Source organism: Rhizobium herbae (assembly GCF_019511375.1).
In the GTDB taxonomy this organism is placed as follows: Bacteria; Pseudomonadota; Alphaproteobacteria; order Rhizobiales; family Rhizobiaceae; genus Pararhizobium; species Pararhizobium herbae_A.
In genome coordinates this window covers 372,794-394,033 of record NZ_JAEUAO010000003.1, presented here as the reverse complement: position 1 = coordinate 394,033, position 21,240 = coordinate 372,794, and the positions used below count along the sequence as shown (strand labels likewise).

The window sequence follows — 21,240 nt, the reverse complement described above, 5'->3', positions numbered from 1 at the left end:
GAGAGAAAGTAAAACGCGGTCCGACCGGATGCTTCAGCCCGGCAGTTCGACCAGCACCGCCCCATCCTCGACGCGCGCGGCGTAGACGCTGAGGTTCTTGCATGCCGGCAAGCGCTTGGCCTCGCCGGTGCGGTAGTCGAAGATGCCGGAATGCTTGGGGCATTCGATCTCGTAGTCCATGACGAGTCCATCGGCGAGGTGAACCGCCTCATGGGTGCACAGCCCATCGGTGCAGAAGACCTCGTCGTCCGAGGAGCGATAGAGCGCATAGGTTCGGCCGGAGTGGTCGAAGCGGCGCGCTCCTTCCTGTTCGATATCGTCGAGGCGGCAGGCGGGAATCCAGTTGGTCATGATGTCCTCGTTACTTTGCGGCGGTCGCCGCATTGGCGCGGGCCTTACGTTTTTCATATCGTGCCTGCATCCGCGCATCGCTTTCCTTGGTCCCGTCGTGCCAGGTACCGAGCCACTTGTCGAAAGGCACAAGGCCGTCGCCGTAGTTCACCTCGAAAAACTTGTGATGCAGGTAATGGGTATAGGCGTGGCTGTCGATCGCCGCCTCCGCGCCCAGTTCGATCTTGTCGAAACCAAGATGGCCGACGACCGCCCCGAAACCCGAATAGTGCAACTGATAGATCGCAAGAATGGGGTTCGACGGGATGATAAGGTGGATGAGCGCGGCGGAAAAATAGAGCAGTTGCTCCACCGGATGCATCGACAGCGATGACCAGGGCGACGGATTGACCGAGTTGTGGTGGACGGAATGGATCCAGCGATAAAGCGGGGCCCAGTGAATCAGCCGGTGGATCGCGAAGAAATGCGCCTCATGGAAAATCGGCATGACAAGCGCGATACCGAACAGGTACCAGGGCTTCGCGGCAAAGGACACCCACGGCACGAGCCCATTTGCATAGGCATAGAGGATGCCGACCTCCAGTGCCGTCCAGATCGGAAGAGCCATGCCGAAGGTCCGGATGATGCCGTCAGCATTCTGGCTGTTGAAGAGGAAGGCCGGGTTCTTGTTGTCGCCGGGAAACTTGCCATTGTACTTGAAACGGTTGTCCTGGGCGCGAAGGATATACAGGCGCAGTTCGAAGGCACCGTAAAAGAGGAAAACGGCAACGCAGTTGACGAGGAAGAGCCGCAGGATCCACGCAAAGTGGAAGGTTTTCAGGACCTCCGCTTCCGGCACGATGAAATGCCAATAGGCGACAGCCGAGGCGGCGAAGAGCACGTTCCACGGCAGGAAATAGTGTGGCAGCCATTTCAGGAAAGCCAGCGGCTTCGGAGGTAGGGTGAAGACGGGGGCGGTCTCGATCCGTCCGTCGGGAGCCCAATCGCCCCGCTTGTTGCGTTTGCCAAAGGTCAGGTCATCCATCGGGGTCTCCGTCAGATCGATTGGGCGAGAGTGGAGAAGCGTTCGAAGGCGGCGTCATCCATGTCCACCTGATGCTTCGTTTCGGGGTAGGCGCCGCTGGCGACATCGGCAGCAAATGCGCGGAAGGCTTCAACGCGTTTCGTCTGCAGCTCGGCCAGGAGGGCGACGAAATCGGCGTATCGTTTGGCATGGCGGGGATAATGGTTGGCATGCGTGCCAAGCACGTCCGAGGAGAAGAGATATTGCGTGTCGCAAGCCGAACCGCAGCCCATTCCCATGGTGATCATCGGCGTGTTGCGGGTGATGTAGTCGGCGAGGCGCACTGGCACCACTTCGACCTCGATCGCTGCGGCACCAGCATTCTCGAGATCCCTCACGGCGCGCAGTACACGCAGCGCTTCCTCCGCTGTCCTGCCGATTGCCCGGAAATTTGTCCATGTGCCACGGTTCGGCACGAGCCCGACATGACCGGTCACCGGTACGCCTTCCCGCGCCATCGCTTCGATGAAATAGGGAGAATGCGAACAATAGATGGAGTCGGCGCCGCGCTTCAGCATCTGAAAACCGAGACGGATTGCTTCTTGCTGCGATGAAACGGCACCGTGCGGCATGCCCACCGACAGGAAGGCAAACGGCACGGCCGAGCGAATGGTTTCGAGATTATGGTCCGGTTCGCAGGACAAGATGGTAATCCCGCACTCCACCGCTGCCGCGGCTTCCTCAGCATTGTCCACATGCAGTTGGAGCCACTTGCGCGAGCCTTTTTGGCTTTGCAGGTCATGGACCGTGGTGCGTCTTGTCATCAGATCCCCCCTCGATTTGTGGGGCGATCATAGTCTGCAGGTCGAGCATCCGCTGCTGGTTTGTTGATCAAATCAGATCAAGCACTCGGTGTCAGAGATTTTCCCGAGTGATCGTAACGAACCGGATCGGATCGTTGGCGACCGGCTCGCTGACAAGGCCGAGGCGGGCGAGCATCAGATCAAGCGCGCGGCGCGCCTGGGCCTCTGGCGCCTGGTCCAGGACGACGGACATGACTCCGTCCCGCAAGGCGGCTGCACTTCGCTCGGTAAGTTCATGGCCGACGAAGAAGATGTCCCGGCCGCGCGGTTGCTTGCGTAGGACCGATGCGAGCGAGGAATTGGCGCCGCCCGCATTGTAGAAGCCCACCAGATCCGGCCACGCCTTGAGCGCCTCTGCCAGCATTTCGGCGCTGCGTATGGCCTCGTCCTGCCCAAAGAGAACAGCGGCGAATTCCATTCCGTCGCGCGGGCGCTCCGCGAAATAGTCGGAGAAACCGCGAATGCGGTCGCGGTGAACCTGGTATATCTGGCTGTGACAGAGTGCGACGACCGTACCGTTGCGTGGCTGCATGCTCGAGATAAACAGCCCGGCGCTTCGCCCGGCGGCGTAGTTGTCGATCCCCACATAGCTCGCTTCGATGCTTTCTGCCCGCGTGACGATCTGGATGATCGGAACGCCTTCAGCCTCGACAGAACGAAGCGCGGCGCGGACCTCCGGTTGGTCCGGTGCAGCGACGATGAGGCCGGCACGCTTTCCCTCAGGTCTCGCGATCCACTCCGCAATCGTCAATGGATCTTGCTCATCCAGGAAGGTACGATGCACTGCGACCGTCGTATCGAGCAAAGCGGCGCCTCGCCCGAAGGCCTGCGCAAGCCGGGAGTAGAACGTCGTCTCCGGTCGCATGAGAAGGACATCGATACGCACGATACCGCGATGGAGGTCCGGCAGCCGCTTCGGGTAGTCGAGTGCGCGTGCGGCGGTCGTGACCTTCTCCACAAGGGCAGGACGCACCCCTCCGCGCCCGTTCAGCACCCGCTCGACCGTTGCCGTCCCGACGCCCGCAAGGCGCGCGATATTCTGGAATGTTGGCTTCATCTTATGTATTCAACCTCAGCGGCCGTCTCACGGATTGATCCAGAATAGTGAACGAGTGATACAGCAAAGTGAGATAATGATCTCGCGCTTTAACTTTGCTATTCTGACATGCCAGGCCAGGTTCGCCCATCAAGGCCGCAAGAACTTGCTCAGCACCGTAGTCGGCGTCCTCACCTCCAGCCGCGCCTCTGGCGCATGATCACCATCTCCATCATGAACGAAATCGCTGTCCACGACTGCAGGATCTCGAGCGAGTACCGCTTCCGACGCAACGCTTGCAGCGTCCTCGAACGGCACATCGAGACGGAGTGGCTTTCCTGTGAAGGCATGGTTCATGGAGGCATCCTTTCAACGAAATGTCGTTGGCGATTGGCATCTCTTGAACGTGAAAGGGATTACCGTCCACGGCGTTTGCTTTACGCCAGCGCGGAAGAACCATCCCATTCCAAAGCTAGTGAGCAATTTCCCGTCTGATTGAATCGATCAAGGTTTTCAAATCAGTGTCGACCTGATTCAACCTCCATGCTGGTCAGGGAGGCCAGCATGGATACCTAAAGCTCTTTCACTCGATCTGCTTCAGCGAGTTGTGAATGCGATTGCCGCCGGCATGTCCCGCGGACAAGCGGCTGAGCAGTTGGGTGTGAACAGCCAGTGCTGTTCGCGGACAGCAGCAGTTCAGCGACACCGGAACCATTCAATCCGACAAGCAGGGCGGCGACCGCCATTCGAAACACATCAATGCCCATGCCGCTACGATCCTTGCCTCTGGGACGAATGCAGGAATTACTTCCGGGCTGTCGGGAATGATGCTTTCTGATGGGAAAATTGCTCTAAAACAATGGCCGCTCTGAAACACCTGCGATTTCAGCACATTGATTGACATCAGGTGTTGTTACGCGTTCGAACTCAAATCTGCAAGGAAGGGGGTGCCGTTATCAGCCCCCTTTCCAACTCGCATGGATAAATGATCTCGATCGTTACGCCGCTCTCTCTTCCGCGGCGTTCGGTCTCCACTTGATAAGTCGGCCTTCCAGTACATCGAGAATTCGGTCGATGATGAGCACGAACATGGCCAGGATGATAATACCGGCAAATACACCGACCGCGTCGAAGTTGCCTTCCGCCTGCGCGATCAGGTAACCGAGCCCTGCAGAGGAGCCGAGATATTCGCCGATGATGGCGCCGACCACTGCGAAGCCGACAGACGTGCGCAGCGACGACAGGATCCAGCTTGCTGCTGCCGGGAAATAGACGTGCCGCAACAGATCGGAACGTTTGGCCCCGAGGATCCTTGCATTTGCGAGGACCACCGGATTGACTTCGCGCACGCCCTGCATCGCGTTGAAGAAGGTGATGAAAAAAACAAGCGTTACCGCAAGCGCCACCTTCGACCACAGGCCGAGTCCGAGCCAAAGCACGAAAATCGGGGCAAGCACGACGCGTGGAATGGCGTTCAGACCCTTGATGAAGGGGTCCAGAATCCGCGCCGCGCTGCGGCTAAGACCGAGCCATACGCCTGCCGCGACGCCCAATCCGGTACCGATGATATAACCCAGCACAGTCTCCGTCAGTGTGATTGACACATGACGATAGAAGCCGGGATCGACAATCCAGCTGACGATTTGATTGAAGATATCCAGCGGGGCGGGAAAGAAGAAGACGTCGATGAAGCCGGCGGTCACGCCAAGCTGCCAGCCGCCGAGGATAAAAACCAGCATACCGAGCTGGATAATGCGTTCAGTCACGACGTTCATAGCTTTTCTCCACTTCGCCGCGCAGGGAAGCCCAGATATTGCGATAGAGATCCATAAAGCGTGGATCGAGTTTGATCTCAGCCACATCCCGGGGCCGCTCAAGATCGACCGGGAAACTTTCGATGACCCGCGAACGAGGGCCGGCGGCCAAAATGGCGACGCGGTCTCCAAGCGCGATTGCCTCTTCAAGGTCGTGTGTGATCATGACGACGGCGCGACGTTCTTCCTGCCAAAGGCGCAGCAACTCATTCTGCATGAGGTGCCGTGTATGAATGTCGAGCGCGGAGAAGGGCTCGTCCATCAGGATGACCTTAGGACCGGCAATGAGGGCTTGCGCCATCTGGACACGTTTGCGCTGGCCGCCGGATAGTTGATGCGGATAGCGTTGTTCGAAGCCCTTGAGCCCGACCTTGGCAAGCCAGCTCATCGAACGCTCGCGGCGCTCGGTGGGTCCAACACCCCTGAACATCAGGCCGAGTTCGACATTCTCAATGGATGTCTTCCACGGGAGCAGCGCGTCCTGCTGGAACAAATAGCCGATGTCGTTCTGCACGCCCTTTACTGGCGTGCCGTCGATAGACACCGTTCCGTTCGCGGGTTTCAGAAGACCTGCGATCGCGTTCAAAATGGTGCTCTTGCCGCAACCGGTCGGGCCGACGATGGCGAGAAACTCGCCATCGTCAACCGTCAGATTGACGTCCTGCACCGCGACGTAGGCACCAAACGACATTGTCACGGCATCGATCGATACCATCGACTTTGCGTTTTGCTGTCCCGTCGGGATAGACATGGGTTTTACGACAGCCAAAGACATGGCCTCCTCCTAGGATCAGTTGGTGGTCTTGTCCGTAACCTTGTCCACGAAAGCGTTCGTGTAGGTTTTGGAAAGATCGATTGTTGCCGCAGCAACCTTTTCGTTGAAGCTCTTGAGAACGGCCAACGGCGTCTGCGTGTCTGTCTCGCTGAATTTGCCGTCCACCGAGAAGATCGGTTTGGCATTCTGGACGGCCTTCACATAGGTGTCCCGGTCGCCGGAAATGAATTCTTTCGGCAGTTTTTCGACGATCTCTTCAGCGCTATGTGTGTTCATCCATGCCAGTGCCTTGACCGTCGCGTTCGTGACCTTCTGGATGGTTTCCGGGTTCTCATCGATATAGGCCTGTGTCGCATAGAGGACGGAGGTCGGATAAATCCCGCCATAGATCTCCTTGGCTCCCTCGTCGCTGCGGGCGTCGATCAAAATCTTGCCGACACCCTTGGCCTCGATGAAGGTGGCCGCTGGATCGTAGTTTACCAATAGATCAACTTTCCCCTGCTCGAGCGCCGCGACTGCGGCCGCGCCGGAGCCGACGCCGATCAATGAGATGTCGTCGGCCGAAAGATTGTTGCGCTGCAGGTAGTAGCGAACGAAGAAGTCGGAAGATGATCCTGGTGCGGTGATGCCGATCTTCGCGCCCTTGATCGTTTCCGGTTTGGTTGGATCGAAGGACGAGTTTTTCCCGCCGGCCAGAACCAGGCCAGAATTGCGTGCAAGCTGAACGAAGCCGACAACCGCCTTGTTCTGCGACTGCATCTGGATCGTATGGTCGTAGAAGCCGACAGCGATATCCGTGGAGCCGGCAACAAGCGCCTGCAGCGTCTTGGAGCCGCCAGAGGCGAAGTTTTCGACGGTCACCTCAAGACCTTCCTTCTCGTAGAGACCCAGGCCAGCTGCGACCGGGAAGGGCAGATTGTTGAGGTTGTAGGACCCGACGCTGATACGGACGGGTTCCGCAAAAGCCGATCCAGCGAATGCGACCGTTGCCGCAAGGGCGAGTATGAGTTTACGCATGTGTATTCCTCCCTGATGCGTGGCGCCCTCCCGGCAACCACTTTCGATTATGCCGCGCAAACCATTTGCACGATAGGTTTTGCAAAGACCCGACCCTCGAAGAGACGTCGGGCCGTCCGCAGGATTCCGGCAACCGTCTTGCCGTCGCGGGTATCCAGTTTTACTTCCAAACGACCGCTTGGATGTTCCAGAACGAGGACGACCGGCGGCTTACGGTCGCCGATCAGCCGCGCGGCTACGGTTCCGTCGCTGATGCAGGCCGTGGCAATCCCAACTGCGCCGGTCGTTGCGAGAGACGGGTGGCACTGGTGCGGCATGAAATAGCGCACGCCGAGATCACCACCTTTGGTGGGTCTGGAGATCAGCACCGGCTTGGGCGTGACCTGGTTGCTGACATCGCCCATGCCCATGCGCCGGCCGGCCTCGAGCCTCAGAATTTCGAGACGGCGCAGCATTGCCTCGTTGGCGTTGAGCTCGGCAGTCGATTCATTGCCAGTCATGCCGAGGGCGGGGGCTTCCAGCAACATCATCGGCATCGCGCAGTCGATGCAGGTGACGTCGATACCGTCAATCCTATCTCGGGGGTTGCCGGTGGGAAAAAGCTTGCCCGTGCGTGCCCCTGCCGCATCCATGAAGGCCAGCGCGATCGGCGCAGCATTGCCGGGCACGCCGTCGATCGAGGCATCTCCCAAATAGGCAACGCGGCCTTCAGGGGTTGGAACCTCCGCTTCGATGAGTTTGCCGGTATTGACGTTGTGAATGCGCACGCGGGTCACGCCCCTCGCCGCCTTGACCAAGCCGGCCTCGATCGCGAACGGCCCGACGGCCGCTAGCATATTTCCACAATTCGGCGACGTATCGACAAATTGCTGATCGATGCGGATCTGGGCGAACAGATAGTCAACATCTGCATGAGACACGGTTGCAGGGCCGACGATGGCAACCTTGCTGGTGACGGGGTTACCGCCGCCGATACCGTCGATCTGCAGAGGATGACCGGATCCCATGACCGAAAGCAGAATCTGATCGCGTTGGCGCTCATCCGACGGAAGGTCGGAAGCGAGAAAGAACGGTCCCTTCGAGGTGCCGCCTCGCATCAGAACACAGGGAATGGAAATCAGGTCGTTCATGGTTGTGTCCGCATACTGATGTGATTTAAATATCAATCAGCTTCTTTGTTGCAGTAAGCGGCAAAACCATTGATATGTGAAATGCGAATATCAGAGGGAATGATGCGCTATGAGCATTAATTGCGAGATATTGGATCTGCGCGCGTTTCTATCGGTCGTCGAATTGGAAAACTTCCACCGCTCTGCCGAAGCGCTCAATCTGTCCCAGCCGGCACTCAGCCGTCGAATTCAGAAGCTGGAGCTGGCAATCGGGGCGCCTTTGCTCGAGCGCACCACGCGTCATGTCTCGACTACCGCCCTTGGCGCGGAACTGATCCCACTGGTACGACGAATGCTTGAGGAGTTCGACACGTCGCTCTTCGCCGTGCGCGATGTCGGGTCCCAGCGTAGTGGCCTTGTGACGATCGCATGTCTGCCAACGGCTGCTTTCTATTTTTTACCGACCGTCATCAAGCAATTCAGCGCCGAGTATCCCAATATTCGTTTTCGCATTCTCGATCTGCCGGCCACCGACGGTCTCCAGGCAGTCGCCCGCGGGGAGGTCGAGTTCGGTATCAATATCATGGGCTTTTCGGATCCCGACCTTGTCTTCGACCGGCTCATCGAAGATCCATTCGTGCTGGCAGCACGAAAGGATCATCCGCTGGCGGCGAAGAGCGAGCTTGAATGGGACGACCTGGCGCCCTACAGACTGATCACAGTTCACCGGTCCAGCGGCAACCGTACGCTTCTTGATGCAGCTTTGGCAAAATCAAACCTGAAACTGCGCTGGTCCTACGAAGTCACACATCTCTCGACGTCGCTTGGTTTGGTGGAAGCCGGCCTTGGCATTTCGGTTCTGCCGAAACTCGCTACACCACAGGAAGAGCATCCGTTCCTCGTCACGAGACCTATTCGCAATCCTGAAATCTCACGAACGATCGGCATTGTGCGCCGTCGCGGCGGGACGCTTTCGCCCGCGGCCGAGCGCTTCATGACAATGTTGATTGGGACGTGGGCCGAAGGAAACTGAGCAACTAATGAGCTGCCGGGATGGTCGCCCGAGTAGTTTTCTGCCAAATGCTTCTTTCCGCGACCGGAAGGCCTCGAAGACACCGTTCGACATGAAGCGCCACCTGTTTGGGATCATTCCTAATGAGGATTGAGGCCGAAACCATCCAACAAGATGGTTTTCGCAAACCGTCGTCAGAGCCTCTTCCGCCATGCGACGCAGCGCTCTCGCAACCTCTCCCGCTAACTGAGCGGATAATGCAGATAGATGCGAGCGGGGCGTCCCTCTTGCTTGTTTCTATCCCAGGACAATGCGTTCGCCCCTCTCCGCCGATTGCTTGATAGCCATAATGACTTTCAGTGTGTTCAGCCCTTCGCGCCCGCTCACCAGCGGGGGTTCTTCACCGCGGATCACCTTGCAGAACTGCCGGATTTGCAGCGCCAGCGGGTCTTCGTCCTGAACGGCGATGCGGCGCCTTTCGAATGGCTCCCACCAGCTCCGTTTTATGCCGTTTTTCCACACCTCAAGCGACGGGATCGTTAGGGATCCGTGTGTCCCCCCAATCTGGTAGCATGCCTCTTCCGTCTTCGGATAGGCGGGATTTTCGCCCGTCGTCATCTCCCAGCTCCAGGGTGCGACGACGGCATCCGAAACGGAGGCAGTGGCAAGAAGACCGCTCGCGAACTCCATCAGGATCACCGAGGTTTCCTCGACGACATTGCCGCGGACAGCACCGGATTCACGTGCCTGTACGGCGACGATGTCCCCGAAAAGGTAGCGCAGGTTGTCGATGTCGTGGATCAGGTTGAGGAATACAGGGCCGGCTCCGGCTTGGCGCCGCCAGGCGATGTCGAAATAGTCGTCCGGCTTGAACAGCCAAAACATCGCATTGGCCACGAGGATGCGGCCAAGCTCACCGCTGCCGATGATCTCTTTCGCCTTCTGGATCATCGGATTGTGGCGGCGATGGTGGCCGACCAGAAGCGGAACGCCGGCGGCTTCCGCCGCGCCGATCAACTGTTCACCTGCCGCGATATCGTGGGCGATCGGCTTTTCGATCAGCACCGGCACCCCGGCGGCAACGGCTTCGAGACCGTTGGCGACATGCACCTGGTTCGGCGTCGCGACGATGATGCCGTCGGGACGATCTGTCTCGATCATGGCTGCAAAGTTCGCAAACCATTTTGCGCCGGATTCCTGCGCGATCTTCTGCCCGAGCGGCATCGGATCGACGACAGCCAGAAGTTCCGCCTGCGGCTCGGCAAGCACGTGCTGGATATGTCGCTTGCCGATCAGGCCGGCGCCGAGCACCGCAAGCTTCACTTTCCGATCCATGCCGAGCCGCTTCCCCATCACTTCTTCTCGGCGGACGTGATCAGGCTTGCCACCCGGCGGATCGCCAGCTGATAGCCCTCGGTTCCAAGACCCGCGATAACGCCATCGGCGCGATGCGAGACGAAGGAATGATGGCGGAAGGCTTCTCGCTTGTGAACGTTGGAAATATGCACCTCGATCACCGGCTGCTCGAAGGTATTCAGCGCGTCGAGAATGGCGACGGAGGTGTGGGTGAAGGCGGCTGGATTGATGACAATGCCGGCCGCGTCCTCGCGCGCTTCGTGGATCCAGTCGATGATCTCGTATTCACGATTGCTCTGGTGAAAGCGGATGTCGTGACCGAGTTCAGAGGCGAGCCGGCGGCAATCGGCCTCGACATCGGCGAGCGTCTCGTGGCCGTAGATGTGTGGCTGGCGCTTGCCAAGCAGATTGAGGTTCGGGCCATTGAGAACGTAGATCAGGCTCATTCTTCTTCCTTCCTTATGCCGGAATGGTCACGGCAGCGTGGTCTCGTGGATCGCAAAATCGGGATCCGACTGGATAAGATCGGCACGCAGGGCGCAGCGCCCCTCATCGAGTGCCGGACGCGCGACGCCTTCGGCTGCGTCATAGACCATCTGCAATATCGCCCGCTTTTCGGCCGCCGAGCGTCCGGGCGCGATGCGCAGGATGATCTGCACGAACTGGTTGGCGGGATGCTCGTCGGCGACCAGCGAATGCGTGGCCTCGCGCCCAAAGGTGCGCACGGCATTTGGCTTGACTGCGCCGCTGTCACGCACGCTGCGATGAACGGCCTGCACCAGCGCCGGCATGTCGATGCGACTTCCGGCTCCCGCGCTGTATTCGATCACGATGTGCGGCATCCTGTTCCTCCTTCGCCAGCCTGGATCAGGAGGCTTTGCACAGTTCGGTGAAATGGCTGCTCATGCGTTCGGCGTCGGGTTCGATACCGCTGAAGAGCTTGAATGCCGCAGCCGCCTGGAACACCGTCATCCCCCCACCCGGCAAGGTACGGCAGCCGAGACGGGTTGCCAGCGCCAGAAGCTCGGTCACCAGCGGCATATAGACGATGTCGGCGACCCAATGATGGGGTTCCAGCCAACACTCCTCGATCGGCAGCCCGGCATGGTTCTTCATTCCAGTCGGCGTCGCATGGATGAGGCCGTCGGCGCTCCGCATCGCTTCGCCCACATCGGTGATCGCAAAAGCCCGTTCGGCGGAAAACCGGCTGTTCAGAGCCTCCGCCAGCTTGCTGGCGCGTGTACCATCCTGATCGAAAATCGCGAGACGTTCGATGCCGAGTTTCATCGCAGCATGGGCAACAGCAACGCCGGCGCCGCCCGCGCCCAAAAGGACAGCCCGACGCCGCGAAACATCAGGAAGTCCGCGCCGAAAGTTTTCGTAGAATCCGTACCAGTCGGTGTTGTGACCGGTTCGTCTTCCGTCCTTGAACACAACGGTGTTGACCGCGCCCAGCATGCGGGCGTCGTCGGAGAGATCCGTGAGGTACTCAATCACAGTCTGCTTGCAGGGGTGGGTGATGTTGCTGCCGGCAAAGCCGCGCGCTTCCTCTTCCGCAAGGAGATCGGGCAGGGCGGTGGGCGGAAGGCCGCGCTCCGCAAGATCAAGGAGTTCATAGCGATAGTCGAGACCCTGTAGTGCGCCTTCGCGCTCGTGAAGGGCAGGCGATTTCGACATCTGGATATCCGCGCCGATCAGTCCCACCAACACGGCGCGCTTCATTGTTTCGCTTGAAACAGTCATATGCGGGTCGCCTTAGTGATGGGCCAGGATTTCGCCGAGGAAAGCCTGGGTGCGCGGATGCGTTGGATTGCGGAAAAAGGTTTCCGGCGGTGCCTCTTCGATGATCTCGCCGGAAGCCATGAAGATCACGCGGTCGGCCACCTGCCGGGCAAAGCCCATTTCATGGGTCACGCAGATCATCGTCATGCCGTCTCTGGCCAGCCCGATCATCGTGTCGAGGACTTCCTTGACCATTTCCGGGTCAAGTGCGCTGGTCGGCTCGTCGAACAGCATGGCTTTCGGCTCCATGCATAGCGCACGCGCAATGGCAACGCGCTGCTGCTGTCCGCCGGAAAGCTGGGCGGGGTATTTTTCAGCCTGGTCGAGAATGCGGACGCGCTCAAGATATTTGCGGGCGATTTTCTCGGCATCCGCCTTGCTGGTGCCGCGGACGCGCATCGGCGCAAGCGTGCAGTTTTCCAGGATCGTCATGTGCGGAAAAAGGTTGAAGCTCTGGAACACCATGCCGACTTCGCGCCGGACGGCATCGATCGACTTGCCGCTGTCATCCAACTTTGTCCCCTCGACCATGATCGTGCCTTTCTCGATTTTCTCGAGCGCATTGATGCAACGGATGAGCGTGGACTTGCCGGATCCGGACGGTCCGCAAAGGACAATCTTCTCGCCTTTGCGAACCGTAAGGTTGATGTTCTTCAACGCATGGAATGCGCCGTACCATTTATCCACGGCTTCCATAGAAAGAAGCGGGCTTTGAGTGTCAGCAGCGTGCAGCACGGCGATCTCCTGCGCAGAACATGTATCAGTTGATGGTGAAGGGGATGTTCGGGAGGGACTCGGGGAACTTCGGAACCTCCACCTTCATCCACTTCGCATAGACCTTGGCGTGCTCTCCGTTCGCCAGGATCTTGTCGAGGAAGGCATTGACGGTTTCATTCCAGTCCTTCTCGCCCAGTCGTGTTCCGACGCCGTTGAATGTCGTGAGGAAATCGATCTTGCGTTCATATGTGCCGGCACTGGCTGCTTCCAGACGGTCGAGGTAGAACTGGTTGCCGCCGACCGCCTGCACCTGGCCGGAAAGCAGCGCCTGGATGGAAGCGGCATCATCGTCGAAACGCCGGACGGTCGCTGTATCGCCGACAGCGGCGGTCACCGCCTTATCCTGCGAGCTTGACTTTGGAACGCCGATCTCCAGGCCCGCGAGATCGGCGATTTCGGCCATCTTCTTGTCCTTCGGTCCGTAAAGCGAAATTGTGTTGCCAGCATATGGCTTGCTATATTGGATGGACTTCGCTCGTTCCTCCGTCATCGCCATCGTGGCAAACAGGACATCGACCTTGCCGGTAACGAGCGCCGGAATGCGATTGGCGACCGCGAGCGGTGCAAATTCGACCTCTACGCCCAGCTCCTTGGCGAAAAGCTTGGCGATATCGGCGTCGAAGCCGTCCTGAACGCCGCTGGAATTGACAAAGCCCCAGGGAGCGTTGTCGCCCTGAATGCCGACGACGACTTTGCCCTTGGCTTTGACCTCATCCACCGTCGCCGCTTGGGCAGACATCGGCGATAGCCACGGGGCCATCATCAGCGCTGCGGCTGCGAACAGAATTCCACGGCGCTTCAGGCCCGTCTTGAAGCTGCTGATCATTACCTTCTCCTCCTTGGTTGATTAGAGCTTGAGTGTTTGTTGGATTGCCAACTTACCGGGCGGCCTTTGCCATCCGATTTTCGAGCCGGGCCCCGTAGAGAGAAAGGGGCCAGCAAATGATGAAGTAGATCGCGCCGACGATGCCGAAGATCAGCAACGGCCTGTAGGTCTGGTTCGAGACGATCTGTCCGGCGCGGGCGAGTTCGATGAAGCCGACGATCGCGGCAAGCGAAGTGCCCTTGATGAGCTGGACGAGGAATCCGACGGTTGCTGGCAGCGAGATCTTGAACGCCTGCGGCAGGACCACGTCCTTCATCCGCGACACATAGTGGAGGCCCAGCGCATTGGCCGCCTCCGTCTGGCCTTTCGGGATTGCCTGGATGCCGCCGCGCCAGATCTCCCCGAGAAAGGCGCTGGCATGCAGCGTAAAGGCGATGGCCACAGCCGCCCATGCCTCGATGCTGACGCCGAGAAGCCCGATCCCGTAATAGACGACGAAAAGCTGCATCAGCAGGGGCGTTCCCTGGAAGACGGAGATATAGCCGGCCGCCGTCTTGCGGAGCGCGGATCGTCCCGACGTTCGGGCAAGCGCGATGACGAGTCCGAAAACGCCGCCGCCGATGAAGCCGATCGCGGACAGAAGCAATGTCCACTTCAGACCCTGCAGCAGGAAAAGCATTTCGCTTTGGCCGATAACACCCATTGTCCTGCTCCTCACCGCACCGGATAGCTGAAGAAATGCCGCGAGATCAGCGCAAACAGCCCCATCATCATCCAGGAGATGGCGAGGTACATCAGCGTGATCGTGAAATAGACCTCGAAGCTGCGGAACGTGTCGGACTCGATGATCTGGGCAACGGAGGTCAGCTCGTAAGCCGCGATGGAGGTGCAGACCGATGTGGTGAGCGTCAGCATGATGAACTGGCTGGTCAACGAGGGATAGATCGCCCGAAGCGCCGGCTTCAGGACGATCAGGCGAAAGACCTGTGCCTTGTGCAGACCGAGTGCCAGGCCGGCTTCGACCTGACCTTTGTGGATGCTGTCGACACCTCCCCGAATGATTTCGATCGCATAGGCGCCGCCATTGATGGCGAGCGCAATGATCGCCGTGGCAGTGGGGTTGAGGCGAATGCCCATCATCGGCAAGGCGAAGAAAATGAAGAAGATCTGCACCAGGAAAGGGGTGTTGCGGACCACTTCGACGAAGGCGATGACGGCCGCGCGCAAGGGACGGATAGTCGATGTTCGGGCCGCGACGCCAATCACGCCGATCACCAGCGCCAGCGACATGCCTGCCAACGCAAGCCCGATCGTCGCCAGGGCCGCCATTAGCAGGTCGGGCATCTTTTCGAAGACGACGCTGAAATCCAGCACATAATTCATGACAATATCTCCCTCCCGTCGACGGGCTCCTCCGCCTGTCTGCGTATGTGGATCCGTTTTGCGCGGTGCTTCTGGTTAGCCGGTCAACGCTCGGGCGGCATTATAAAGGTGACGTAAATGCTCCTCCGGCGCCCGGCTGGAATCGATCGGCACCTCCACCGAAACGGCAGCACCTACCGGCAACACCCGAATGAGGCTCGCAACGGGAAGGTCACCTAGCCCCGGCGCAAAACGCCCCGTCCTGGCCTCGCTGACCTTTTGATCCGCCGTTATCGGCGCAGGTCCGCGGGCGTCGCAGAGCTGAATGCTCCTGATCTTGCCTTGAGGGGCAGCAGAGACATCCTCGACTTGGCCGCCATTGCGGAAGAAATGCAGCGCATCGACCAGCGCGCCGGCATTATCCCGGTTCGAATCCTGCACGATCGACAGGCTGTCGTGAAAGCTGGCGACGGTGCGCCAGCCCATGTTCTCAAGATCGACGCCCATGCCGAAAGTGGCCGCGAGGTCGCAGAGTGCTGCGAAATTGGCGACGAGGCGTCCCCGCTCCGGGTCGTCGCCGCAAACGCTGAGACGGCGCGCACCGAGCGCGCTGGCGCCTGCAAGCATTGACGTCAGAGCGGCGGCATCAAAGTCCGGCCCGATAACGACGAATTCGATGTCATAGAGCGAGATCCCTTCACCATCCAGGAGGGCCTTGACATCACGAGCCACGTCGCTTCCCGCCGGCAGCTCATAATAGGGAGCGCCGGGAAAGGCCGGATGAAGGCGCAGGCCAACCGACGAAAAGCCGGCTGCGGCTGCGAGCGACACGAACTTTGCCGGCTCGACATCGATCGCTGAAAAATGCGCGACCCCCAACGGCAATGCGGAAGCCTTGGCTGGTGTGGTTTCCTCCCGGGTCTCCATTCAGGCGATCCCCTTTTCAGCGAGATGCTTTCGGAGATTTGTCCCGGTGCGATGAATGTGTTCGCGCAGCCTGTCGCAGGCATAGTCCATATCCCGCGCCACGGTTCCCTGGGCGATTTCGCTGTGTTCGACGCTGACATTGCGGTCGCCGGACGTTCGGGTGAGAAACGTGCGCCGATAGCGGTCGTTCAGGTTCAGCATGGTCTTGCAGAAACTGAGAAGCAACGGCTTCCGGCAGCCCGAAATCAATGTGAGATGGAACTCGCGGTGGACCGCCTCCCACTGCTCGAGCGTTTCGGGTCTGGAGGCATCCCGTTCCGTGCGGTTCAGGCGATGCAGCGCACGCATGATATTGCCTTCCCATTCGACATCGCCGACGCGCATGGATTCGCGCAGCGCGTAAGTTTCGAATTCCTCTCGCAGGCTGGTGATCTCTTCAAGGTTGGACAGCGATACGGGCGATACGCGGTAGCCGCGATTGTCTTCGAACTCGACGAGCCCGTCCGAAATCAGACGCGCCAATGCCTCGCGCAAAGGACTGAGGCTGACGTTAAAGCTCTGCTTCGCCCGATCGAGATTGATCTTGCTGCCCGCTTCAAGCTGGCCTGAAATGATCGCTTCGCGCAACTGCGAAACAAGCTGGCTGGCGATCGTGTTCTTGCCGTCATCCAAAAACGAAGGGGGCGTTACCGCCTCCGCACCGCTTTCCGAAATCAGGCTTCCAGGCACTGATCGCAATGGACATCCTCCCAGATGGGTTCCGCCACGGTTTCCAATGGCGGGCTTCATTATCGACGATTGATATAATAAACGATTATTTCTGTCAAACGATTTGGCGAAGAATTCTCTTGATTGCCACCAAGGAAAAACTTCCATAATATCTTAGCTAGTAAAATCAACAATATGATGAGTGATCTGGCGCCGCTGTCGGCAGTTTATGCAAGAATCGCTGAGGGTGCAGCAGCTTCCCGCTTGACAAATAATCGATGATTTAAGACAACGTCTGCGAGCGCAGGGAGGAGCCACATGGTGATACGGACCCAACAGGATGTGACGACCGCGGTTTTGAAGGTCATGGAGCAGACCAGCGACGATCGTCTTCGGGAGATCATGGTGTCGCTTGTGAAGCATCTGCATGCCTTCGTCCGGGAGGTTCGCTTGACGGAGCCGGAATTTCGCGACGCCACGGCAATCCTCAACGAAATCGGCCAACTGCAGACGGACAGCCACAACGAGTTCGTCCTGATGGCGGGTTCGCTGGGCGTTTCGACGCTGGTCTGCCTGCTCAACAACGGCGACCGGGGGCAAACGGAAACGTCCCAGTCGCTGCTTGGCCCCTTCTGGCGCCTCAACTCACCGCGCGTTGAAAATGGCGGTACCATCATTCGGTCGGATACGCCGGGTTCGCCGCTGTTCATTCACGCGCGAGTGGTGGATGCGCAAGGCAGACCCATTGCCGGCGCCGAAGTGGATGTCTGGCATGCGTCGCCCGTCGGTCTCTACGAGAACCAGGATCCCGATCAGGCCGAGATGAACTTGCGGGGCAAATTCACGACGGATGCGGACGGTCGGTTCTGGTTCAGCACTGTGAAGATGATCGGATATCCGGTTCCGGTAGACGGTGTTGTCGGCCGGCTTCTGAAGGCGCAGGGGCGTCATCCTTATCGTCCGGCGCATCTGCACGCGCTGATCTTCAAACAAGGGTACAAGACCCTGATTTCACAGGTCTTCGACCCCAGCGATCCGAATATCGATTCCGACGTGCAGTTCGGCGTTACGTCGGCGTTAACAGGTGATTTCGTGCGGCACGACGAACCGCATCCGCACGGCCCGCATGTGAACGTTCCCTGGTTTTCCCTGGAATACACCTATGTGATGGAGCCGGGCGAGGCGGTGCTGCCGCGCGCGCCAATCAAATAAGCAAACGGGAGAACGACACCCATGTTGACGGATGAGGAGCGCCGCGTTGCGGCACAGGCGTTACTGACCGCCGAGCAAAACCGGGTACCGATCCCGCAGCTCAGCAAGACATACCCGCAGATTGAGATCGAGGACGCCTATCGCATTCAGGATCTTTGGGCGGAAGGCAGGATTGCCAAAGGTGCGCGCGTCGCGGGCCACAAGATCGGCCTGACATCGCGGGCCATGCAGATGGCATCGAAAATGACCGAGCCGGATTACGGGCGCATCCTCGATGATGCTCTCTTCAACGACGGTGCCCAGATCAGGGCTGATCTCTTCATCAAGCCGCGCCTTGAAGTGGAACTTGCCTTCATCATGGGCGAGGACCTCGAAGGTCCGAGCACCCGAATCTACGACGTCATGCGCGCCACCGAATTCATTGTGCCGGCACTCGAAATCATCGACTACAGGACCGAAGTTCCCCGTGCGATCACCGATACCATTGCCGACAATGCAGCCTTCGGCGCCATTGTCGTCGGCGGGCGTGTGATCCGGCCGATGGATGTCGATATCCGATGGATTGGTGCGACACTTTCGAAAAACGGGATCATTGAGGAATCCGGCGTTTCGGCTGCCGTCATGGGACATCCCGCAGCAGGTGTCGCCTGGCTCGTCAACAAGCTCCATGCGGTTGGCGGCAAACTGGAGAAGGGGCAGATCGTGCTGGCGGGCTCTTTCACGCGGCCCGTCGATATCGTCGCCGGCGATGTCATCCAGGCGGATTACGGTCCGATCGGCGCGCTCAGCGTTTCATTCCTTTAGGTGATGTCATGAATCTTCCGGAAAACCGCTTCAAGCGTGCCCTGACCGAGAAAAGGCAGCAAATCGGGCTTTGGTGTAGCCTGCCCGGCAGCTATGCCGCCGAAATCGTCGCGCCCTCGGGATTCGATTGGCTGCTGTTCGACACCGAGCATTCGCCGGGCGATGTCCTGACGGTGCTGCCGCAGTTGCAGGCCGTTGCGGCCTACGACGTTTCGCCTGTCGTGCGGCCGGCCAGCAACGATACGGTGCTGATCAAGCGATACCTAGACATCGGTGCGCAGACTCTACTCATTCCCTATGTCCAGAACCGGCAGGAAGCCGAGGCAGCGGTCTCCGCCATGCGCTACCCGCCTGCCGGGATCCGCGGCGTGTCGGGGCTGACCCGGGCCACGCGTTTTGGGCGTGTCGCAGGCTATGCCAAGCGGGCAGAGGAGGAGCTGTGCCTGCTGGTGCAGTTGGAAACCCGTGCGGCACTGGAGGCGTTGGAGGCAATCGCACAGGTTGATGGCGTCGATGGTGTCTTCATCGGTCCCGCCGATCTTGCCGCTAGTCTTGGGCATCCGGGGGAGCCCGGCCATCCCGAAGTCGTGGCCGCCGTCGAGGATGCGATCACCCGTCTTGCAGCTCTCGGCAAACCTGCAGGCATCCTAACGCCTGACACCGCCTTTGCTGCCCGCTGCATCGAACTTGGCACCACCTTTACCGCGGTCGGGATCGATGCCGGCCTTCTCGCACGCGGGACTGAGGCGCTTGTCACGAAATTCAGGCAACAGTGACCTCAAGATCGCGCTGTCCCGCAGGAGATCGAAACATGGCCGACGATATCGCCTCTTCGCTCAGCGCGCTGATGCCGAAAGGTTATCTGCGGGCGGCTGTAAACCTTGCCAATATCGCTTTGGTGCAGCTCGATCCGAAGACGGGAGCCTTCGGAGGCGTCAGCCCGCAACTTGCCAGAGACTTTGCAGAGCGCCTCGGATGCAGAGTCGAATTCGTCGCCTATCCATCGGCAGCCAGTATCCTTGACCGGGTCGATCGGGACGAATGGGATATCGCCTTCCTGGCCGCCGACCCGGCGCGCGAAGACAGGCTGCTGTTTTCGCCCGCCTATGCGCTGATCGAGGGTACGCTTGTTGTTCGAGACGGGACCCCGTATCGCACGATTCGGGACGTCGACGTGGAGGGCGTGGAAATTTGCGTCACCCGAAACGCTGCTTATGACCTCTATTTGTCCCGACATCTCGCGCATGCGAAAATCGTTCATTCGTCTACGCCGGGGGAAGCCCTTGAACAGCTTGTAGAAGGCCGACACCACGCCGCAGCGGGTGTGCGGCAAGCACTTGAGCGCTTTGCGGGCGAGCGCAAAGGTTTCCGCGTCTTAGCGGACCCGTTCCTGATTATCAGGCAAACGATCGCTGTCAGCCGCTCCCATCCAGCTGCGGGTCTCCTGGTGCACGAATTCGTCGAGGAGGCCCTTCAAAAAGGATTCTCCGAAAACGTCGTTCGCGATGCGCAACGCAATGGTGTCGCCTTGCGGAATTGAGCCCGTGTAGAAGCGGCTCTGTTGCAAGAATTCCTCTGATGCCGGAATGATCGCTGGCAATTTTCAGCGAGAGACACTTGATGAATGATTCCAAGTGATTTGGCGGCGGTGCGATTATATTGCCGCCATGGGGTGCGCTACCGTGAACTTGCATCCTCCGAAATAATTGGGATGCAGGTTTTCACTGCCTGCTTGCTTTCAAGCTCGCGAAATAACGCGGTAGAGGTGCGCATGTCGGTCCGTGCTTAAGGCATAGAGTCACAGGGTCGCTTCCGCACTGCGTGCGAAAACGATGCTGGCGTCACTGACAGTGGAAACATGGGCATAGGCGGCGCGGCTCGCACTAGCCGCGTCTGCGCGCAAAACCGCTTTGACGATGGCGTCGTGCTCCTCGTAGGACCGCAAAAGACGACCGGGAAGCCGGAATTGGGCGCGGCGAAACGGCGCCAGGCGGGCTCGGGTCTGCGTCACAAGTTCGAACACGTGGTCGTTGTGGGCACCGCGGTAGAGACGCGTATGGAACTCCGTATTATGTGCCGAATAGTCATCTTCGGCACCTTGATGAACCAGCCGTGCCGAAGCCCTGTGTTCCATTTCCAGCATCCGGCGCTCGTCCACCGTCATCCGTTCCGCAGACAAGCGTGCACAGATGCTTTCCAGTTCCGCCATCGCCTCGAACATTGAAGCGAGGTGCTGCTGCGTCACATTGGTGACGACGGCGCTTTTGTTGGGCTCGCGCTCAACCAGGCCAATCGCGCAGAGCTGGCCAAGAGCCTCGCGCACCGGTGTGCGCGACACTTCGAAACGATTGGCCATCGAAATCTCGTCGAGCCTTTCGCCCGGACGCATGGCGCCAGTGATGATCAGATCTGCAATTGCCCGGACCATCTGCTCGACAGTCGTTCCGGACCGGATGATTTCTTTTTTTCTTGCAAGTTTCACGGATCGAATCTGCTTGAACACATT

Annotated in this window: 25 protein-coding genes; 5 read left to right on the top strand and 20 right to left on the bottom strand. The window is 59.2% G+C overall.

All coding sequences use genetic code 11. The features are described 5' to 3' along the window. Positions 1–33: 33 nt before the first annotated feature. The 9 genes from JNB71_RS14880 to JNB71_RS14840 form a co-directional block, all read right to left on the bottom strand. Positions 34–351 (bottom strand): MocE family 2Fe-2S type ferredoxin, encoded by a 318-nt coding sequence (locus JNB71_RS14880; RefSeq protein WP_220372583.1) that lies wholly within the window; start codon positions 349–351, stop codon positions 34–36. A 10-nt stretch (positions 352–361) separates the two neighbouring features. Next, complete coding sequence (locus JNB71_RS14875; RefSeq protein WP_220372582.1) at positions 362–1,375, bottom strand: sterol desaturase family protein; 1,014 nt, start codon at positions 1,373–1,375, stop codon at positions 362–364. A gap of 11 nt (positions 1,376–1,386) precedes the next feature. Beyond that, on the bottom strand, positions 1,387–2,178 hold the full coding sequence (locus JNB71_RS14870; protein ID WP_220372581.1) for a 3-methyl-2-oxobutanoate hydroxymethyltransferase: 792 nt from the start codon (positions 2,176–2,178) through the stop codon (positions 1,387–1,389). A 91-nt stretch (positions 2,179–2,269) separates the two neighbouring features. Further along, entirely contained in the window at positions 2,270–3,274 is a 1,005-nt protein-coding gene (locus JNB71_RS14865) for a LacI family DNA-binding transcriptional regulator (protein WP_220372580.1), read from the bottom strand. A 129-nt stretch (positions 3,275–3,403) separates the two neighbouring features. Continuing rightward, positions 3,404–3,610: a hypothetical protein gene (locus tag JNB71_RS14860; RefSeq protein WP_220372579.1), complete on the bottom strand. Its 207-nt coding sequence runs from the start codon at positions 3,608–3,610 to the stop codon at positions 3,404–3,406. A gap of 641 nt (positions 3,611–4,251) precedes the next feature. Continuing rightward, the gene (locus JNB71_RS14855; RefSeq protein WP_220372578.1) at positions 4,252–5,028 is read right to left on the bottom strand and encodes an ABC transporter permease; all 777 of its coding nucleotides are present in this window, start codon (positions 5,026–5,028) and stop codon (positions 4,252–4,254) included. Continuing rightward, positions 5,012–5,842: an ABC transporter ATP-binding protein gene (locus tag JNB71_RS14850; protein ID WP_220372577.1), complete on the bottom strand. Its 831-nt coding sequence runs from the start codon at positions 5,840–5,842 to the stop codon at positions 5,012–5,014. The genes JNB71_RS14855 and JNB71_RS14850 overlap by 17 nt, the downstream gene beginning before the upstream one ends. A gap of 15 nt (positions 5,843–5,857) precedes the next feature. Beyond that, complete coding sequence (locus JNB71_RS14845) at positions 5,858–6,859, bottom strand: ABC transporter substrate-binding protein (RefSeq protein WP_220372576.1); 1,002 nt, start codon at positions 6,857–6,859, stop codon at positions 5,858–5,860. A gap of 47 nt (positions 6,860–6,906) precedes the next feature. Further along, positions 6,907–7,989: a 4-oxalomesaconate tautomerase gene (locus tag JNB71_RS14840; protein ID WP_220372575.1), complete on the bottom strand. Its 1,083-nt coding sequence runs from the start codon at positions 7,987–7,989 to the stop codon at positions 6,907–6,909. Positions 7,990–8,098: 109 nt separating this feature from the next. Between JNB71_RS14840 and JNB71_RS14835 the strand changes: the two genes are divergently transcribed. Then, positions 8,099–9,001: a LysR family transcriptional regulator gene (locus JNB71_RS14835; protein ID WP_220372574.1), complete on the top strand. Its 903-nt coding sequence runs from the start codon at positions 8,099–8,101 to the stop codon at positions 8,999–9,001. Positions 9,002–9,277: 276 nt separating this feature from the next. Here JNB71_RS14835 and JNB71_RS14830 read toward each other — a convergent pair whose 3' ends face one another. From JNB71_RS14830 to JNB71_RS14785, 10 genes are all read right to left on the bottom strand, one after another. Beyond that, positions 9,278–10,315 carry a Gfo/Idh/MocA family protein gene (locus JNB71_RS14830; RefSeq protein WP_220372573.1) on the bottom strand — a complete coding sequence of 346 codons (1,038 nt, stop codon included), beginning with the start codon at positions 10,313–10,315 and terminating at the stop codon, positions 9,278–9,280. A gap of 17 nt (positions 10,316–10,332) precedes the next feature. After that, a complete protein-coding gene (gene aroQ, locus JNB71_RS14825) occupies positions 10,333–10,782 on the bottom strand; it encodes a type II 3-dehydroquinate dehydratase (protein WP_220372572.1) in 450 nt (149 codons plus the stop codon). Positions 10,783–10,809: 27 nt separating this feature from the next. Continuing rightward, positions 10,810–11,178, bottom strand: a complete 369-nt coding sequence (locus JNB71_RS14820) for a 5-carboxymethyl-2-hydroxymuconate Delta-isomerase (protein WP_220372571.1) — start codon at positions 11,176–11,178, stop codon at positions 10,810–10,812. A 25-nt stretch (positions 11,179–11,203) separates the two neighbouring features. Continuing rightward, positions 11,204–12,079: a shikimate dehydrogenase gene (locus JNB71_RS14815; RefSeq protein ID WP_220372570.1), complete on the bottom strand. Its 876-nt coding sequence runs from the start codon at positions 12,077–12,079 to the stop codon at positions 11,204–11,206. A gap of 12 nt (positions 12,080–12,091) precedes the next feature. Further along, the gene (locus tag JNB71_RS14810; RefSeq protein WP_220372939.1) at positions 12,092–12,814 is read right to left on the bottom strand and encodes an amino acid ABC transporter ATP-binding protein; all 723 of its coding nucleotides are present in this window, start codon (positions 12,812–12,814) and stop codon (positions 12,092–12,094) included. 64 nt (positions 12,815–12,878) lie between these two features. After that, positions 12,879–13,721: a transporter substrate-binding domain-containing protein gene (locus tag JNB71_RS14805; RefSeq protein WP_220372569.1), complete on the bottom strand. Its 843-nt coding sequence runs from the start codon at positions 13,719–13,721 to the stop codon at positions 12,879–12,881. 52 nt (positions 13,722–13,773) lie between these two features. Next, positions 13,774–14,424: an amino acid ABC transporter permease gene (locus JNB71_RS14800; protein ID WP_220372568.1), complete on the bottom strand. Its 651-nt coding sequence runs from the start codon at positions 14,422–14,424 to the stop codon at positions 13,774–13,776. A gap of 11 nt (positions 14,425–14,435) precedes the next feature. Beyond that, a complete protein-coding gene (locus JNB71_RS14795; RefSeq protein ID WP_220372567.1) occupies positions 14,436–15,104 on the bottom strand; it encodes an amino acid ABC transporter permease in 669 nt (222 codons plus the stop codon). A 75-nt stretch (positions 15,105–15,179) separates the two neighbouring features. Continuing rightward, entirely contained in the window at positions 15,180–16,010 is an 831-nt protein-coding gene (locus JNB71_RS14790; protein ID WP_220372566.1) for a sugar phosphate isomerase/epimerase family protein, read from the bottom strand. After that, complete coding sequence (locus JNB71_RS14785) at positions 16,011–16,748, bottom strand: GntR family transcriptional regulator (protein ID WP_220372565.1); 738 nt, start codon at positions 16,746–16,748, stop codon at positions 16,011–16,013. Between the two features lie 288 nt (positions 16,749–17,036). Between JNB71_RS14785 and JNB71_RS14780 the strand changes: the two genes are divergently transcribed. The 4 genes from JNB71_RS14780 to JNB71_RS14765 are packed head-to-tail and all read left to right on the top strand — an operon-like array spanning position 17,037 to position 20,274. Further along, on the top strand, positions 17,037–17,930 hold the full coding sequence (locus tag JNB71_RS14780) for a dioxygenase (RefSeq protein ID WP_220372564.1): 894 nt from the start codon (positions 17,037–17,039) through the stop codon (positions 17,928–17,930). A gap of 21 nt (positions 17,931–17,951) precedes the next feature. Then, entirely contained in the window at positions 17,952–18,734 is a 783-nt protein-coding gene (hpaH, locus tag JNB71_RS14775) for a 2-oxo-hept-4-ene-1,7-dioate hydratase (protein ID WP_220372563.1), read from the top strand. 8 nt (positions 18,735–18,742) lie between these two features. Then, positions 18,743–19,510 carry a 4-hydroxy-2-oxoheptanedioate aldolase gene (hpaI, locus tag JNB71_RS14770; protein ID WP_220372562.1) on the top strand — a complete coding sequence of 256 codons (768 nt, stop codon included), beginning with the start codon at positions 18,743–18,745 and terminating at the stop codon, positions 19,508–19,510. 35 nt (positions 19,511–19,545) lie between these two features. Next, entirely contained in the window at positions 19,546–20,274 is a 729-nt protein-coding gene (locus JNB71_RS14765) for a transporter substrate-binding domain-containing protein (RefSeq protein ID WP_220372561.1), read from the top strand. 258 nt (positions 20,275–20,532) lie between these two features. On the opposite strand, the gene JNB71_RS14760 is transcribed toward JNB71_RS14765, so the two are convergent. Then, entirely contained in the window at positions 20,533–21,162 is a 630-nt protein-coding gene (locus tag JNB71_RS14760) for a GntR family transcriptional regulator (protein WP_220372938.1), read from the bottom strand. Between the last annotated feature and the right edge of the window lie 78 nt (positions 21,163–21,240).